Raw genomic sequence first — 14,070 nt, 5'->3', positions numbered from 1 at the left:
AGACAGCAACTTAGCCCATTAGCTAAATAATAGCCAATGCTGGAGAGTATATGGCCCTGGGGGTGCGATCGCGGTCGATTTCTACCACTAGGTTAACGTGTTCACCATCGCGCTTGAGGGCCGCAATAAATAGCTCCGGGTGCAGGGCACACCAAAAATACTCCACAAACGCATCAATAGTGGCATCGCTCATGCCGGTTTTGCCCTGGGCCTTCATCTGGTGTTCGGCGTCTTTGCGCCACTGTTTGCTCAGGCGGTAGTCGGCTGGGCACAGCACCATCAGGCGATCGAGACAGCCCCATAGGGGCAGGTAGGTAGCCAATTTAGCGTTCATGTCGCGGGCAAACTGGCGATCGGCTTCAGTGACAATCGGCTCTGGGGCTTGGTCAAACTGCGCCGGGTCGATGGGGCGCGCCCCCAAAAACCAGCCCTCAAACAGCAAAATGTCTATATCCTGCACCCACTCCGGGTCGGTGCGATCGCCCTCGCCACCGTGCAGTGATTTATCGAACCGGGGCAGGGCCACGGCCTCCCCCGCCCCCGCTGCGCGAATCTGGGTCAGGGTGGCTAGGCCCAGGTCGATGTCGTGGGTGCCCGGCGGCCCGCGCCACCGCAATCTCGGGTCAACCTGAATTAGTGCCTGGCGATCGCGGTAGGTCTTGTAAATATCGTCAATGGAGAGACCCACTGCCCGGTAGCCCATCACCTGTAGAATGTGCTGCAGAATCAGGGTCAGGGTAGTTTTTCCCGTTCCCTGGCCGCCGAGCACTCCCTGAATCAGCGGGCCAGCCTGGGCATCGCGGGCCCGTTTGAGGGTGAGGGCCAGGGGTAACCACAGCCGCCAGTACAGTCCTAGGTAGCGCTCCATCGGCGCAGGGGGCAGGGGCAGTGTATCGTGATGGGCCTGCAGGGTTTGCAGCCAGCTCAGGCGCTCCTCTAGCTGAGCCGCGCCATTTTCGGGGGTAATGCCCCAGGCCGCGGCCTGGCTGGGGTCAGCTAGTTCCCACGCCAGCAGCTGTTGACGCTGGGCGTCGTCGAGGGCACTGCCCGCCAGGTAGGCGGACAGCAGGGGCGCGATCGCGAAATCCGTTGAGCTTATCGGGTCTGCCATCACTGCATCGTCACGATTGGTTGCTGAGCTGCACCAGAATACTGCCGAGTTGTATCGCATCGCTGCGATCGCCACTGACTAGCGTAATCTGCCGTAGATGCTTGAGGGCAGGCTGGGTCGCAGTGCTCCACAGCCGCCACCGGGGCAGTCGGGCGGCTAAGTCAGCCTGAATCTGCGGCCAGTCGACGTGAACATAGCCGGTGCTAGGCCCAGGCACCTGGGCCACCTGCGACCACCAGGCCGGGCGTTGCCGAGGTACAGCAGCGGGGTGAATGACGGCATCCAGCGTGGTGGGGGAGGCGGCCAGTGCCTCGTACTGATCGACCTGGGCATGCAAACCTGCCACCTCGGCCACCACCTGCAAGGGCTGTGACCCTCGCTTGGGCAAGGCCAGGCGAGTCCAGGCGATCGCCGGAGTGCCGCGCAGATCTAGCGACCCCACCCCTAAGCCCTGTCCCTGGGCCAAAGCCGTCATGGCATCAAGCGCTGCGACCAGTGTCTCGTTCCGGGGCGCCACCACTAGCCAGTCAGGCACTCCGGTTTCAGCCGTCCCCAGTCCCACACCGTAGACCTGGTCTACTCCCGTTTCTAGAAGAGCCGTCGCGCCCTGGCCCAGCGCACCGTCAATCAGCTTCGCCAACGGAAATCTTCCCTCGCCGGTGGAAGAGGCTAGGGCCAGCAGAGGATTGATACGCTGCCCCAGGGTTATCAGATCAGAGCCGATCGCGGTCACCGCTAGATCCCCCGGCAGGTAGGGCACAATGTTGTCCCAATCGGTTGCCCTGGCCCGCTGGGGATGGAGACGATGCCCCTGGGCAGCCAGCAGCGCTGTGTGGCCCACTAGCCCCTCGCGGGAGAGCTGCCACGACATCAGCGCCCAACTCACTTGGTCATCAGCGGTCCCAAAATCACCCAGCTCGACTAGTGCCTCAGCAAAATTCCGATCGGGGTTGAGCCACTGGCTGACCATGGGCAGGTTTAGCGCCAGCAACCCCACCCGCTGACTGGGCAGCTCCCCCAGGGCGGCCTTGTAGCGGCGATCGCTCTGAAGATTTAGGTCGGTAGACTGGGCAGCGGTGAGGGCTTGGCGCAGCACATCGGGGTGGTTGGCGGCCAGCACGTAGCGGTTGGCAACCAGGGCTGTGGCCAGCGAGGCCGTTTCTGCCTGGGCCGATCGCGGGGCGCTGCGCTGGGCGTAGATCAACCGATTGCCCGAAAAATCTTCAAAGGTAAGGGCGTCACCGGCGATCGCGCGGTTCTGCCAATAGAGTTCTAGCGCCGCCTGGGCCGCCAAACTGTCGTTGCAGGCCAGGGCAACCAGATAGCCAGGATTGGTGCCATTGGTAGAGTCTTGATCGAGATCGGGGGTCACCATGGCAGCGGTCACCTCTTCCCCTAGCCACGGCTGGATATCGCGGCTGTAGTTAAGACCAGTGTTGGCCAGTAGCGCTTGCTCAATCAGTTCCTGATCGTGGCGGGTCTCCTGGCGCAGGCGGGGAGCAGTCAGGTATTCCCACAGGCTAGCGAGGCGATCAGGGCGCACTAGCACCGAGGCAACGACAGGCGACTGCTTGGGCACAAACTGAAGCGCCAACGGCTGAGCTTGCCCGCCGCGCTCAATCAGGTATAGGGGAGTATTGAGTGTCAAACGCCCCAGCAGGCCCAAACCCAGCACCAGCAACAGCCCAGCGGCAATGGCAAGGGGTCGAATAAACGAGCGAAACTTCATTGACCTCACGCCTGAAACCCAAAAACACCCGCAGCGCGACTACTCACGCCAACTAATTCTCCTTAGTGTATGGCCCTTCGAGCCCCGTAATGCCCCTGATGCCACCGGGCTGTTTAGAAATTAAACAATGTAAATTTTCAGGTTTTTGAGAGTCAGGGAGAAATTCGCGCCAATTTGGTTGATCTTGGCCATTTACAGCAACAGTTCACCATTGACTCAGCAGGGCGATCGCCGCCGCTCTACAACCAAAACGATCCTAGTCCAATAGCCTTAAAATTGGCCAAACTCAGTGGTATTGAGGCACTAATGGCGCTGTGGCCCTTGACGTATAGTTTTCTGGCTGAGCTATGCTGCGTTCTTCTAGCCTGCGACGGTTTGCTGCTCTGTCGGCCCTAGTGGGCTGGTTTGCCTTAACGGCACAGTTCTATCTGTCGGTGCAGGTGGGCATAGCCAACGGCAATGGGGTGTTGAGCGGCGTGGTGGCCTACTTTAGCTATTTCACCATTTTGACAAATTTGCTGGCGGCGATCGCCCTTACCGCCGGAGCCTTACCCAATCGGGCTGCTCCATCGTGGCTAGCGGTTTTTCGCCGCCCCAGTGTCGTCACCGCCATCACCGCTAGCATTGCGGTGGTGGGCAGCGTTTACTTTCTCATTCTGCGCCACATCTGGGAGCCCCAGGGGCTGCAGCTGGTGGCCGACGTGCTGCTGCACTACGCTATGCCGCCGCTATTCTTTGTCTACTGGTGGTGGGCCGTGCCCAAACAGGTGCTGCGGCCTACCGCTATCTCACGCTGGATGGCTTACCCCCTAGGCTATGCGCTCTACGCTCTGGTGCTAGGGGCCATTCGGGGCCGCTACCCCTATCCGTTTATCGATGTCACTGCCCTGGGCTACCCGCGCGTGCTGATCAATTCTGTGGTTCTGTTGGCGATCTTTGCCCTGCTCTGCCTGGCGCTCATTCTACTTGGGCGACTAGACCAGCGCCGCCATCATGCCCCTAGCCTCGGCTAACATCCGCTACTCCCAGTCCACTTGCTGAATGCGATCGATGTAGTCGAGGTTGGCTAGCTCTATCAAAACGTCTTGATGGTTGGTCTGGTAGGTGTTGCCAATGGTTAGCACTTCATCCTCGCCGCAGCCAATGCGCCCTCGACTTTGCGGGAAAAACTGCGCCGAAGGGTCGATGGCGCTCACCGCCTGGGCGTAGGCACCGCCCGCAGGAATGCAAAATTCGTAGTCGAGCGATCGCTTGCCGTCGGTTGGCCCGTGAAGCCCGTTTTCATCCAAACTGCTCAGATCAAAGGCAATTTTATGGATTGCGCTGCTGTGGTCTGCGGAGGGCACAGGTTGACAGGCGAAGACCAGAGCAAGAACCGCTGCCCCTAGGGATAGGGCAACGTTGGAGCGCAGGCGGAGAAATAGGGACATGGAGCCAACTCCGGTTGAGGGTGCTCAGGCTTTGCTAGGGGCGGTGCCGATGGATTGGCTGACGATGGCTTGAGCCTGCTTTTCAGTCTCGGCCTTGCGCTCGCTATGGCGATCGGTGAGATAGTCCACTTGATCGCGCAGCAGCAGGGTGAATTTGTAGAGTTCTTCCATCACGTCGATAACGCGATCGCGGTAGACCGAGTCTTTCATCGTGCCATCGTCGTTAAATTCTTGATAGGCCTTAGGCACCGATGACTGGTTCGGAATCGTAAACATCCGCATCCACCGGCCTAGCACCCGCAGCGTGTTGACCGCGTTGAAAGATTGCGAACCGCCGCTCACCTGCATGACCGCCAGGGTTTTGCCCTGAGTGGGTCGCACCGCTCCCAGGCTCAAGGGTACCCAGTCGATCTGGTGCTTCATCAGACCGCTGATATTGCCGTGCAGCTCAGGGCTTGACCATACCTGCCCCTCCGACCACAGCACCAAATCGCGCAGCTCCTGCACCTTGGAGTGATCCTCAGGTACGCTGCCATGAATCGGCAGATCGTGGGGATGAAAGAAGCGCACCTCGGCCCCAAAGCCTTCAATAATTCTGGCGGCTTCTTCGGCTAGCAGCCGACTGTAGGAGCGATCGCGCAGCGAACCGTAGAGAAATAGAATCCTCGGTTTGTGGTTAAAGCTCATGGGATGCCTCTCCATTGAGAGTTTCAGCTTGGTTTCTTGCCGCCCTGACAGTTCACGCAGTTTAGATTAGCAGGCTGGGTAAACATCCATAGAACCCAGCACAGCCAACCGCTGTTGAGTTAGCCTGCATTTCTTAGTTCAGCAGCACCAGCTGATACGGACTGCTGCGATCGCCGACTCGCCAGCTGGAATATTTAGAAGAGCAAGCGCCTACTTGTCTAAATGAGTGCCAATCAGGCAGGCCCCGGTCAAGCTGACACCATTGAGCTGGGTACTAGAGAGGTCAGCGCAGAGCAGATTGGCGCCGCCAAGGGAAGCTCCCGACAAATTGGCCTGACGCAGGTCAGCCTCTTCTAGATTTGCATTGTCAAGCCGCGCCCCCTGCAAGTCGGTCTGGGAGAGGTCGGCCCCCTTCAAGTTGGTATCGCTGAGGTTTGCGCCCCGCAGGTCAGCTCCCCGGAGGTCGACCCCTTGCAGGTTTACCCCCATCAGGTTGCAGCCACTTAAGAATGCTCCGGCTAGGCTGACACCACCCAAGCGCGCTCCCATCAGGTTTGCGCCCCGCAGGTTGGCTCCCCGCAGATCAGCGCCAGTCATATCGCACTGCATCAGGTTCGCGCCCCACAAATTTGCTCGCAGGTCGGCCCCTACCAGGCTAGCCCCCATCAGGTTAGCCCCTTCTAAGTGAGCTTTGACCAGGGAGGTGCGGCTTAAGTTGGCACCCACCAGGATAGCCCCAGCCAGGTAGAGCCCCCCCAGGTCAGTGCCAGAGAGGTCTTCATCTTCCAGGTTAGCCCCAGCCAGGTGACGGAGCTTGCCCGATCGCAGGGCGGCAATATCTATAGAGTCGCTGGGCACAGAAGTCACTATCGAGGGAGCAGTTCAGAGGAGGAGGGAAAGACCGAGGCTTGGTCAGCCACGTCAGGGTTCAACAACCCCGACCCCAAAGTAATTTTAGTCGGTATTGTGGGCAGGCTCATACCCTGCTGGAGCCCCATCACCATTAGCCCCAAAATCTCTACAAGTTTGGGATCCCATCGCTGACCAGCTTCGGCCTGGCAGGTGATGAGCACGTCACTCAGCAGAGACATGTCGGTCTCAGCGGGGTCCTGGCCGTGGCGGGCCTGGGCCGCTCGCCGCTGAAATTCTGCCACCAGCGCCAGCATGCGCGACTCTAGGGGCACCGCATCGCCAACCAGGCCAGCCGGGTAGCCGCTGCCGTCCCAGAATTCGCCCTGGTGGGCAATGATGGCAGCCACAGCTCGCATGCGGGGCATCAGTCGCAAAGCCTGCACCTCAGGAATCAGCGGGCAGCTGGGCCCGTCGTCGGCAAGAGCGGCAAGATCGGGGGCTGGGGCAATGCGGTGCAGCATGCCTGCCAGGCGCAGCCGCTGAAGCTGCCAAGCGGGCAGGTCGAGCAGCTGCCCCATCATTTCTAGAAGCGCCACCACTTCGCTGGCGGCCATAGGGTTGACGGGGTCGCTGAGATCTACCAGCTGAGCCATGCGCAAAAACGCCTGGAGCTCATTGGAGAGCAGGTTTTGGTCAAGGTCGTCAACTACGTTAAAAACGAGGTTGCCCTGGAGGTCGTTGCGGCTATTTTGCAGGTAGTGCACTACCTGGGTCACGGTATGGCTGACAACCGCAGGCTCGTCGTGGCGGAGGGCGGGGTTTTGCTGCTTGAGCGTGGCTAGGTAGTCGGCTAGCTGTGCCTGAAGAGCTGGGTTATAGCGACCAATGTGAGCGATCGCCAGCTCCACCGTTTCACTTACCAAGGCTGAGTCAAAAGTCCAAAACCCGTAAAACTTGCGCTCCAGATCGTGCTCAGGTATGCCAGTCTTACCGTAGTCAGCCTCGGAAAGCTCCTGGCACAGCACCATGGCGGTGTAGTCGGGAGAAAGGATCATCAGGTGCCACTCTTCGGCCACCGGGTCGTCGTCAGCGAGGTCGACGAGGGCCACATTCTCGCGCTGACTGGTGGGGTGGTCGTGAAAGCCAGCCTCCGGCGAGGCCAGGATCACAATTTGCTGAGCAGCGTCTGCGATCGCGCTGTAGCGATCGGCCTCTTCTAAATACCACTTGCCCCGCTGAAAAGCTGTAACCACTAGGGGGGCCGAGCCAGAGGTCAAAATGCAGTCTTCAAGGGCGTGGCAGAGAGCAACCAGGGTATTTTTGTAGTACACGCCGTAGTTGAGTGGTGTCGTCTCTGGCTCAGTGCGACCATCCACCAACTGCTTTAATAATGACCCCTCCAGCATCGCAATCCCCTATAGTTCTGTTGCCTATAACCCTTGTATTCAGGATGATAACGCAGCCAAGGGGCGGCGGTCAGCCTCAATCGGCGCGCTCAACGCTTCCTCTAAAGGAGCCAGCCCCAAGCGCTCTTCCAGGATGTCCATCACCTCGCGACCAAAGTCGTCAGGGTTACGCTGCCAGGCCGTCAAACACACTTCCCCAAAAAACGACCCCAGCGGTTCCGGATTCCACAACAGCTTCTTTGACACCCAGGGCAAGTGAATATCGAGGGGGTTGTAGCCGCGCTGGAGAATATCTTTTTCAAAGGCGTACTCCTCCAAGTGAGTGTGGGGCTGAAGGCCAATGAAGAAAATTGCCGGCTCCACCTTGTCGCGGCCAAACACTGCTTCTAGGGCGCGGTGGTAAGCCAGGGTTTGGCGAATGGTCTCAGGCCGTTCGTCAATGACGTTAAAGGAGTAGTTAACCGACACCAGGTCGTTAAACCCCGCCGCCTTGAGGTCTTTGCAGTTCTGCAGCACCGTGCGCAGGTTATAGCCCATGCGCATCTTACGCACCAGTTCTTGCGAGCCGCTGGTGATGCCAATTTCAAAGTAGTTCATGCCGGTGTCGGCCATCAGCTGGCAGAGCTTAGGCGTCAGGTTGTCGGCGCGAATGTAGGCGGCCCAGTGAATGTCGGTCATGCCCGCCTCGAGAATCTTCTCCAGCAGCTCTTCGGCATCCTTCATAAACCGGCGAGCGGGGATGAACTGGGCATCGGTAAACCAGAAATTGCGCACCCCCCGCTGGTAGAGCTGCTGCATTTCGGCTACCACCTCTTCGGCAGGGTTGATGCGCACCTGTTTGCCCTCAACCACGGTGTAGACGCAGTAGCAGCAGTTGTGGGGACAGCCTCGCTTGGTCTGCACGCCAATGTAGAAATCCTGGTCTTGCAGGTAGTAGTCGAACTCGGGCCAGATCGCCTCGATATAGTCGTAGTTGCAGGCGGTTTTTTCGAGCGGGGCGGGCTCTTCGTGAATCAGGCGATCGCGCGGCGTCGTCTCCCCGGCAATGTAGCAGCGCTGATCGGTAAAATCTTCGCCCCGCAGAATCCGCTCGAGCAGCATTTCTCCCTCGCCCACGGAGATGATCGTACCCTTGGGCAGTCGGTTGTGGAGCTGCTCGTAGAACACGCTCACCGCACCGCCACCCACAACCGTGGTGACCTGCTGAGAATAGCGCTGGGCGCGTTTGAAGCCGCGCTTGATCAAGCCCTGGTTACGCCACAGCTCTGCTAAGTAGGTGGTGGCCATGCGCAGGCCACCCAAAGCCCCTCGCGCCTTTAAAAAGAGGTTACGGGCGTAGAAAAATTCAAAGGCGTTTTGCAGCGGATTGCCGCCGCGACCGCCAACTGGGGCAAAGATCTGAATATCTCGCCAGGAGAACACCAGCAGGGTGGGCTTAAAGTCGTCAATGCAGCGATCGAGGGCAGCGCCGTAGTCGAGGGGCGGCACAGCACCTAGATCAAAGATGCGCTGTTCTAAATGGGGAAATAGTTTGTGCACATGGTCGGCCAGGTAAACCACCCCAATGGGGAAGATGGGGTTACAGGGCAGCCGCACGTAGAGCACACGGGCCTGGCTGGCGGTAGTAAAGGGCATGCTTCTCAGGCTTGACATATATCTTCACGATAACACCGTCTTCTTCTCAGGATAGGGAAAGCTGACAAATCTCCTCCTCAGCCAACCGAGAACTTGCCGGGGCGATTCGACCGGTAGCGGCGGCAGCGGCTCCAGCAGGCGAAATCAGGCCGATCTGAGGTCACAGAATCGTGGTATAAAAACACTGTTAAGATTCTCCGCAACGCTTTATGGGGCAGATCTCCAAAATGCTTTGGCGTGTGGGTTAAGGACTAGCGGCGAACAGTAGCCCTAGGCTGAAGCTCAGCAGTTGCGAAATATAAAGCACTGTGTTCAATTATTTTGAATAGTTAAGGTGCTGAGGGCGTTGGTAGTCGCCTTTACAACAGCCGGGGATCGCAAGGTGTTAGGCTTTGCGGGTGATTCTTGCAATATTGCCGTAAAGCATCAATGGCACAAATCCTTGATCCCCTCCCCTCCGATAGCCAGAGCCAGGTGCTCTGCTGCTATGTCAATGCCACCAGTAAAATTCAGGTTGCTCGCATAACCAACGTGCCCGATTGGTACTTCGAGCGGGTTGTGTTTCCGGGGCAACGGCTGCTTTTTGAAACTGTTCCCAAGGCTCTCCTAGAGATTCATACGGGCATGATGGCCAGCGCCATTTTGTCCGACAGCATCCCTTGCGAGCGGTTGCAGATCGATGCTCCAGAACCCGCGGGTTTTGAGACCGCCTCAGGTGATGAGCTTGAGGCGAGTCGATTAGCAGCCCCTCTAGATGAACCTGCAACCGCAGTAGCCATTTCACCCGCCAGCTAGTTCGGTAGACTAAAGGCGTGGTGCGCTGAGCCCTGACTATAGCGATCGCGTTTTAGCAGTAGCTTCATAGCGGGCTGAGGGTAGAGGTTCGATCTTCCTTATGCCACCAGGGCACAGCTGATGGTGACATTTGGGGAAAAGCCATGAATTTACCTTCGTTTTTATGGCTGTGGCGGATTGCCGCCTGGTCAATGGGGCTGACGCTGACGGCTTATTTCTTGCTGGCCGTTACGGGTGGGGTGTTGTTTTACACCCGATCTAACGAACAAGAGCGCTCGTCCTGGCTGCGACCGCTACACATTGTTTTGGGTACAGGGGCAGTCAGCTTAGTCTTGGTGCTGCTCGCCATCGGGGTGATTGGCACCCTAGGAGAATATGGCCGGTTAGGCCACTCGGTCCACCTGCTGTTTGGGTTGACGGTGGTAGGGCTGGTGCTAGCTTCGGCCTGGAGCGCTAGTCGTATTTCCGTAGAGCGGCCCTGGGCGCGATCGCTCCATGTCACCCTCAATAGTGCCCTCGGGGTAGCGTTGGCGGCGGCTGGGCTATCCGGTTGGCAGGTGGTGCAAAAGTATCTACCTTAAAGGGGGAAACCCGAGTGTCTAGCCAGTTCAGCGCTGGCCGCAAGGATTTGGATCCCTAGAGCAGGTTTTGGATTGGTATGGTTCAGTCTTCACCTTCAGCTACCGTAGCCTCCACAGCCCCCCAGGTCTTTCACATTTCGCCGCTAATTCGCCTCACGCTACTGCTGCTCTACCTGGCGCTGATGGGACCGCTGCCGTTTTTGGCTGAGGCTACCGACGCGGCGGTGTCACCTATGGTATTAGCAGTTGGTATTGGGCTGGGCGGTTTGGGAATTTACGGCGCGCTGGGTCAGCGGGTCGAGGTGGATAGTGACAGCATTCGCGTGGCCTACCCGATGTGGATTCGCTGGCTGTTTCGCGGCGGGTGGCAACTGCCCTGGCGTGAGGCCCAAGCTTTAAAGCCTCGCTCAACTGGGCAGGGGGGCATTGTGTACTATTTTATTGGGGCTGACCAGCAGGCTTACCTACTGCCTATGCGGGTGGCGGGTTTTGCCCGGTTATTGGGCCTGGTTGAGACCTACACCGATCTCGATACCCAGGATATTAAGCCCCTGGCCCAGCCCTGGATGTACTTCATTCTGCTGGGGTTTACCCTCCTGCTGCTGCTGGTCGATGGTTGGACCATTGCCACTGCGCTGCAAATGGGTTAAGCGATCGCTAGTGCTGAGCTGGTGTGAGATAGCGCTACTAAGTGCAGCAGCCTGTGTACCGAGCTGCAGTAGACCGGGCGATCGCCCATCGGGCGGTATATTAAACCCAGAGTATTTTCAATTCCCGCGCTGCAAGCAGCCCTGCGATCGCTGCGCTATCAACCCAGGCTATGACCCCACCGCCTATTCTTCGCCTTGATGCCATTACGAAACGCTACAGCCCCCAGTTAGCCCCGGCAGTAGACCAGGTCAGCCTCAGCCTAGGGCAGGGAGAGATCCTGGGGCTGTTGGGGCCATCGGGCTGCGGCAAAACTACTTTGCTGCGGCTGGTTGCAGGATTTGAAAAACCAGACGGGGGCACCCTCTACCTGGGCAGTCAGCCCGTGGGCGGCACAACCTGGCTACCGCCCGAGCGCCGCGATGTCGGCATCGTGTTTCAGGACTACGCCCTGTTTCCCCACCTAACGGTGGAGCAGAATGTCGCCTTTGGTCTCCAGCGGCGCGATCGCAAAGGCCGGCCCAGCACCGATCTTCAACAGCGCACCGCCGAGGCGATCGCCCTAGTCGGGTTAGAAACCCTAACCCACCGCTTTCCCCACGAGCTGTCGGGCGGCCAGCAGCAGCGGGTGGCCCTAGCCCGTGCCCTGGCCCCGCGCCCCGCGATCATTTTGCTGGATGAACCCTTCAGCAACCTGGATGTGCAGGTGCGTCTATACCTGCGCCAGGAGGTGCGCGACATTTTGCGCCAGGTGGGGGCGTCCTGCGTCTTCGTCACCCACGACCAGGAAGAAGCCCTCGCCCTGGCCGATCGCGTTGCCGTCATGCACCAGGGTCAGCTAGAGCAAATCGATACGCCAGAGGCCGTTTATGGCCAGCCCGCCTCGCGTTTTGTCGCCGAATTTGTCACCCAGGCCAACTTTTTGCCCGCCCAACCCAGCCCCCAGGGCTGGCAGACCGAGGTGGGCTGCTTTGGAGTCACCGGCGTTGAGGCCACCCAGGCTGACCTGATGGTGCGCCAGGAAGATATGGCTTTGGTGGAGGATGCCCAAGGTGTGGTGGTGGTGCGCGATCGCCAGTTTTTAGGCCGAGAGTATAAGTATTGTCTGCAAACCCCCTCGGGGCAGCTACTCTACGCTCGGCTGCCCATGACGAGCGCGATCAATGTGGGCAGCCGAGTTCAAATCACGGTGCCGTCCCAGCGGTTGCGCCTATATACTCCCCAAGCTGGTGGGTCGCCTACCCGATCACACAGCTCGCTTTCGACTGCCTCTCCTCGGTAGCGATCGCCCCTATACCGCCTAGCATCAGCGTTTTGCAGTATGGTTACGCTTAGATTCTGCGAGCGGTTTTGTGCTGCTCTAGCCCCCTGTTTTATCGTTTCAGGTGATTCCATGAATTGGGTTTTTCAACGCGCTTGCCTATCGCTAGCCCCGCTGGCGCTGCTGACCGCTACCCCTGCCCTGGCCGCTGCTTCAGCCCAGCCCGCAGCCCTATCACCCCTACCGGAAACCCGGCTGGCCCAGGCAGGCACCATCGAAACGGTGCTGCTGTTTGAGACTGAATCCAAGGTGGTGCGCGTCTATCGTAGCGGCACGAGCCTATTGATGAATCTCTATAACAAGGCTACCGATGCGGTAGAACTGCGGGCTGCCCCCACTCAGCTCGTGGCCAGCACTCGTGACCAGACGGTCTACAGAGCCGGAGGCGAGGCCCAGCGGTTTGCCCGCATCAATGTGGTGGGCGAAACCGAGCTAGAGATTCTGGCCGCCAACGGTAGCGTTGTGCTCAAAGAGCCAGGCTTTAACCCGGTGGTCGGGGTACCCCCCGGTGCCACTAACTTTCGCGGCAACAACTTTGCCCCCGGCACCTCAGCGCTCGTCCTATCTGCTGAAGCCGCTCGGCTGCGATCGGCCCCGCGTCTGGGCAGCACTATCCTGAGCACAGCTCCCCGTCGCGCCGTAGTCGATGTCCTCGATCGGGGGGGAAACCCAGAAGACGGCTTTATCTGGTATCAAGTCAACTACGAAGGCACCACTGGCTGGGTGCGAGGCGACCTGCTTCAGCCGACCTAAGACGGTGACTCCACCGATTCAGAAACGAGCTCTAGGGTCATGCCCTCGCGGGCTAAACTGGCTTGGGCAAAACTGGCCTGCACCTGACGCTCTATCTGGTCGAGCTGATCGTCGCTGTGGCACGGGTTGTGGTGAAACAGCACCAGGCGCTTAACCTGGCTCGCCTGAGCCACCTCAATCCCCAGGTGCCAGGGAACTAAGCCAGCACCGTTGGGGTCTGAGTAGGCCGCATCGGCATAGGTGCCATCAAAAATTAAGACGTCGGCCCCGCTGGCCAACATCAGGAGATTGGGATCAACGCCGGTTTGGGTTGGGTCGGTGTCGGTGGCATAGACCAGCACGCGATCGCCCCAGCTGACTCGGTAGCCCAAAGCGCTGGTGTGGCGGTTCAGGCTCCAGGGTTCTACCAAGACATCGCCCAGGGCGATCGCGTCTCCCGCTGCAATGTTGTGAAAGGTCATTGCGGCGGCCATGGTTTGCAACGGTTTGAAGAAGTTGGGCCGCAGCATTTGTTCCGTGAGGCGCTGCTTGATGGAGGCCCCGTTAAGGGCCTGAGCGCCGTAGATATCAAGCCGAGTCGCCGGGGCAAAAGCCGGAGCAAAGAAAGGAAAGCCCTGAATGCGATCCCATTGGGTATGGGTAAAGAAGAGGTGGGCGGCCACGGGCTGCTCTTGAGCCATGAGGTGGCGACCCAGCACCCGCAGGCCGGTGCCACCGTCAAAAATCAGCTGCTGACCACCCACCTGCACTTCAACGCAAGCCGTGTTGCCGCCGTAGCGCACCGTGTCCGCCCCCGGTGCAGGAATATTGCCGCGCACTCCCCAAAAGGTCAGCCTAAAGGCTTGCGCTGGGAAAGCGGTTCCAGACTGGGCCAGGTCCCCAGGCTGAGCAGTAAATAGGGCATCGGAAGGGCTAGCGATGTTGGCCATGCAAATTCAACGTTTCACCAAGTTTAGACGGCGATTCATTGCTGTGCACCCCAACAACCAAACTTGGAGGGTGGTTTATTGTCACGCCTGTAAAGGATCCATTGTGAGAGCTTCAATTAGTCTACTCTCCAGACCGAATCTAGTATTTCCCCAAAAATTTCTTTGACGGCCTACCCTGAGGTGAAGTTTCAGC

The 14,070-nt window shown here is 59.0% G+C and carries 14 protein-coding genes; 6 read left to right on the top strand and 8 right to left on the bottom strand.

All coding sequences use genetic code 11. The annotated features are described in order from the left end of the window. Positions 1–22 precede the first annotated feature (22 nt). Both H6F75_RS04590 and H6F75_RS04585 read right to left on the bottom strand, forming a co-directional pair. Complete coding sequence (locus H6F75_RS04590) at positions 23–1,111, bottom strand: glycerate kinase (protein WP_190749628.1); 1,089 nt, start codon at positions 1,109–1,111, stop codon at positions 23–25. Positions 1,112–1,121: 10 nt separating this feature from the next. Then, complete coding sequence (locus tag H6F75_RS04585) at positions 1,122–2,840, bottom strand: DUF3352 domain-containing protein (protein ID WP_190749626.1); 1,719 nt, start codon at positions 2,838–2,840, stop codon at positions 1,122–1,124. Between the two features lie 347 nt (positions 2,841–3,187). Between H6F75_RS04585 and H6F75_RS04580 the strand changes: the two genes are divergently transcribed. After that, the gene (locus tag H6F75_RS04580; RefSeq protein WP_190749624.1) at positions 3,188–3,853 is read left to right on the top strand and encodes a Pr6Pr family membrane protein; all 666 of its coding nucleotides are present in this window, start codon (positions 3,188–3,190) and stop codon (positions 3,851–3,853) included. A 6-nt stretch (positions 3,854–3,859) separates the two neighbouring features. Here H6F75_RS04580 and H6F75_RS04575 read toward each other — a convergent pair whose 3' ends face one another. From H6F75_RS04575 to H6F75_RS04555, 5 genes are all read right to left on the bottom strand, one after another. Beyond that, positions 3,860–4,270 (bottom strand): hypothetical protein, encoded by a 411-nt coding sequence (locus tag H6F75_RS04575; protein ID WP_190749622.1) that lies wholly within the window; start codon positions 4,268–4,270, stop codon positions 3,860–3,862. A gap of 24 nt (positions 4,271–4,294) precedes the next feature. After that, positions 4,295–4,957, bottom strand: a complete 663-nt coding sequence (gene arsH, locus H6F75_RS04570) for an arsenical resistance protein ArsH (protein ID WP_190749620.1) — start codon at positions 4,955–4,957, stop codon at positions 4,295–4,297. A gap of 210 nt (positions 4,958–5,167) precedes the next feature. Further along, positions 5,168–5,800, bottom strand: coding sequence for a pentapeptide repeat-containing protein (locus tag H6F75_RS04565; protein WP_190749734.1), 633 nt, complete (start codon positions 5,798–5,800; stop codon positions 5,168–5,170). Positions 5,801–5,823: 23 nt separating this feature from the next. Next, positions 5,824–7,215 (bottom strand): DICT sensory domain-containing protein, encoded by a 1,392-nt coding sequence (locus H6F75_RS04560; RefSeq protein WP_190749618.1) that lies wholly within the window; start codon positions 7,213–7,215, stop codon positions 5,824–5,826. Positions 7,216–7,254: 39 nt separating this feature from the next. Continuing rightward, positions 7,255–8,850: a photosystem II high light acclimation radical SAM protein gene (locus tag H6F75_RS04555; RefSeq protein WP_190749616.1), complete on the bottom strand. Its 1,596-nt coding sequence runs from the start codon at positions 8,848–8,850 to the stop codon at positions 7,255–7,257. 429 nt (positions 8,851–9,279) lie between these two features. Between H6F75_RS04555 and H6F75_RS04550 the strand changes: the two genes are divergently transcribed. The 5 genes from H6F75_RS04550 (at position 9,280) to H6F75_RS04530 (ending at position 12,948) form a co-directional block, all read left to right on the top strand. Next, positions 9,280–9,645, top strand: coding sequence for a DUF1830 domain-containing protein (locus tag H6F75_RS04550; RefSeq protein ID WP_190749614.1), 366 nt, complete (start codon positions 9,280–9,282; stop codon positions 9,643–9,645). Positions 9,646–9,788: 143 nt separating this feature from the next. Continuing rightward, the gene (locus tag H6F75_RS04545) at positions 9,789–10,226 is read left to right on the top strand and encodes a DUF4079 domain-containing protein (protein ID WP_190749611.1); all 438 of its coding nucleotides are present in this window, start codon (positions 9,789–9,791) and stop codon (positions 10,224–10,226) included. A 77-nt stretch (positions 10,227–10,303) separates the two neighbouring features. Then, complete coding sequence (locus tag H6F75_RS04540; RefSeq protein WP_190749609.1) at positions 10,304–10,876, top strand: hypothetical protein; 573 nt, start codon at positions 10,304–10,306, stop codon at positions 10,874–10,876. 170 nt (positions 10,877–11,046) lie between these two features. Further along, entirely contained in the window at positions 11,047–12,156 is a 1,110-nt protein-coding gene (locus tag H6F75_RS04535; RefSeq protein ID WP_190749607.1) for an ABC transporter ATP-binding protein, read from the top strand. A gap of 111 nt (positions 12,157–12,267) precedes the next feature. Then, entirely contained in the window at positions 12,268–12,948 is a 681-nt protein-coding gene (locus H6F75_RS04530; protein WP_190749605.1) for an SH3 domain-containing protein, read from the top strand. Here H6F75_RS04530 and H6F75_RS04525 read toward each other — a convergent pair. After that, entirely contained in the window at positions 12,945–13,877 is a 933-nt protein-coding gene (locus tag H6F75_RS04525; RefSeq protein ID WP_190749603.1) for an MBL fold metallo-hydrolase, read from the bottom strand. The genes H6F75_RS04530 and H6F75_RS04525 overlap by 4 nt on opposite strands. Positions 13,878–14,070 lie beyond the last annotated feature (193 nt).

It is taken from the genome of Nodosilinea sp. FACHB-131, from assembly GCF_014695395.1.
GTDB lineage: Bacteria > Cyanobacteriota > Cyanobacteriia > Phormidesmidales > Phormidesmidaceae > Nodosilinea.
Note: the sequence above shows the minus strand (reverse complement) of the source record. Positions and strands in the feature narration are given on the sequence as shown.

Excerpts from the sequence above, each read along its gene's own strand:
- H6F75_RS04535 (WP_190749607.1), top strand. The coding sequence starts at position 11,047 with ATGACCCCACCGCCTATTCTTCGCCTTGATGCCATTACGAAACGCTAC.
- H6F75_RS04585 (WP_190749626.1), bottom strand. The coding sequence starts at position 2,840 with ATGAAGTTTCGCTCGTTTATTCGACCCCTTGCCATTGCCGCTGGGCTG.
- H6F75_RS04550 (WP_190749614.1), top strand. The coding sequence starts at position 9,280 with ATGGCACAAATCCTTGATCCCCTCCCCTCCGATAGCCAGAGCCAGGTG.
- H6F75_RS04545 (WP_190749611.1), top strand. The coding sequence starts at position 9,789 with ATGAATTTACCTTCGTTTTTATGGCTGTGGCGGATTGCCGCCTGGTCA.
- H6F75_RS04525 (WP_190749603.1), bottom strand. The coding sequence starts at position 13,877 with ATGGCCAACATCGCTAGCCCTTCCGATGCCCTATTTACTGCTCAGCCT.
- H6F75_RS04540 (WP_190749609.1), top strand. The coding sequence starts at position 10,304 with ATGGTTCAGTCTTCACCTTCAGCTACCGTAGCCTCCACAGCCCCCCAG.
- H6F75_RS04530 (WP_190749605.1), top strand. The coding sequence starts at position 12,268 with ATGAATTGGGTTTTTCAACGCGCTTGCCTATCGCTAGCCCCGCTGGCG.
- H6F75_RS04575 (WP_190749622.1), bottom strand. The coding sequence starts at position 4,270 with ATGTCCCTATTTCTCCGCCTGCGCTCCAACGTTGCCCTATCCCTAGGG.
- H6F75_RS04560 (WP_190749618.1), bottom strand. The coding sequence starts at position 7,215 with ATGCTGGAGGGGTCATTATTAAAGCAGTTGGTGGATGGTCGCACTGAG.
- H6F75_RS04590 (WP_190749628.1), bottom strand. The coding sequence starts at position 1,111 with ATGGCAGACCCGATAAGCTCAACGGATTTCGCGATCGCGCCCCTGCTG.
- arsH (WP_190749620.1), bottom strand. The coding sequence starts at position 4,957 with ATGAGCTTTAACCACAAACCGAGGATTCTATTTCTCTACGGTTCGCTG.
- H6F75_RS04580 (WP_190749624.1), top strand. The coding sequence starts at position 3,188 with ATGCTGCGTTCTTCTAGCCTGCGACGGTTTGCTGCTCTGTCGGCCCTA.
- H6F75_RS04555 (WP_190749616.1), bottom strand. The coding sequence starts at position 8,850 with ATGCCCTTTACTACCGCCAGCCAGGCCCGTGTGCTCTACGTGCGGCTG.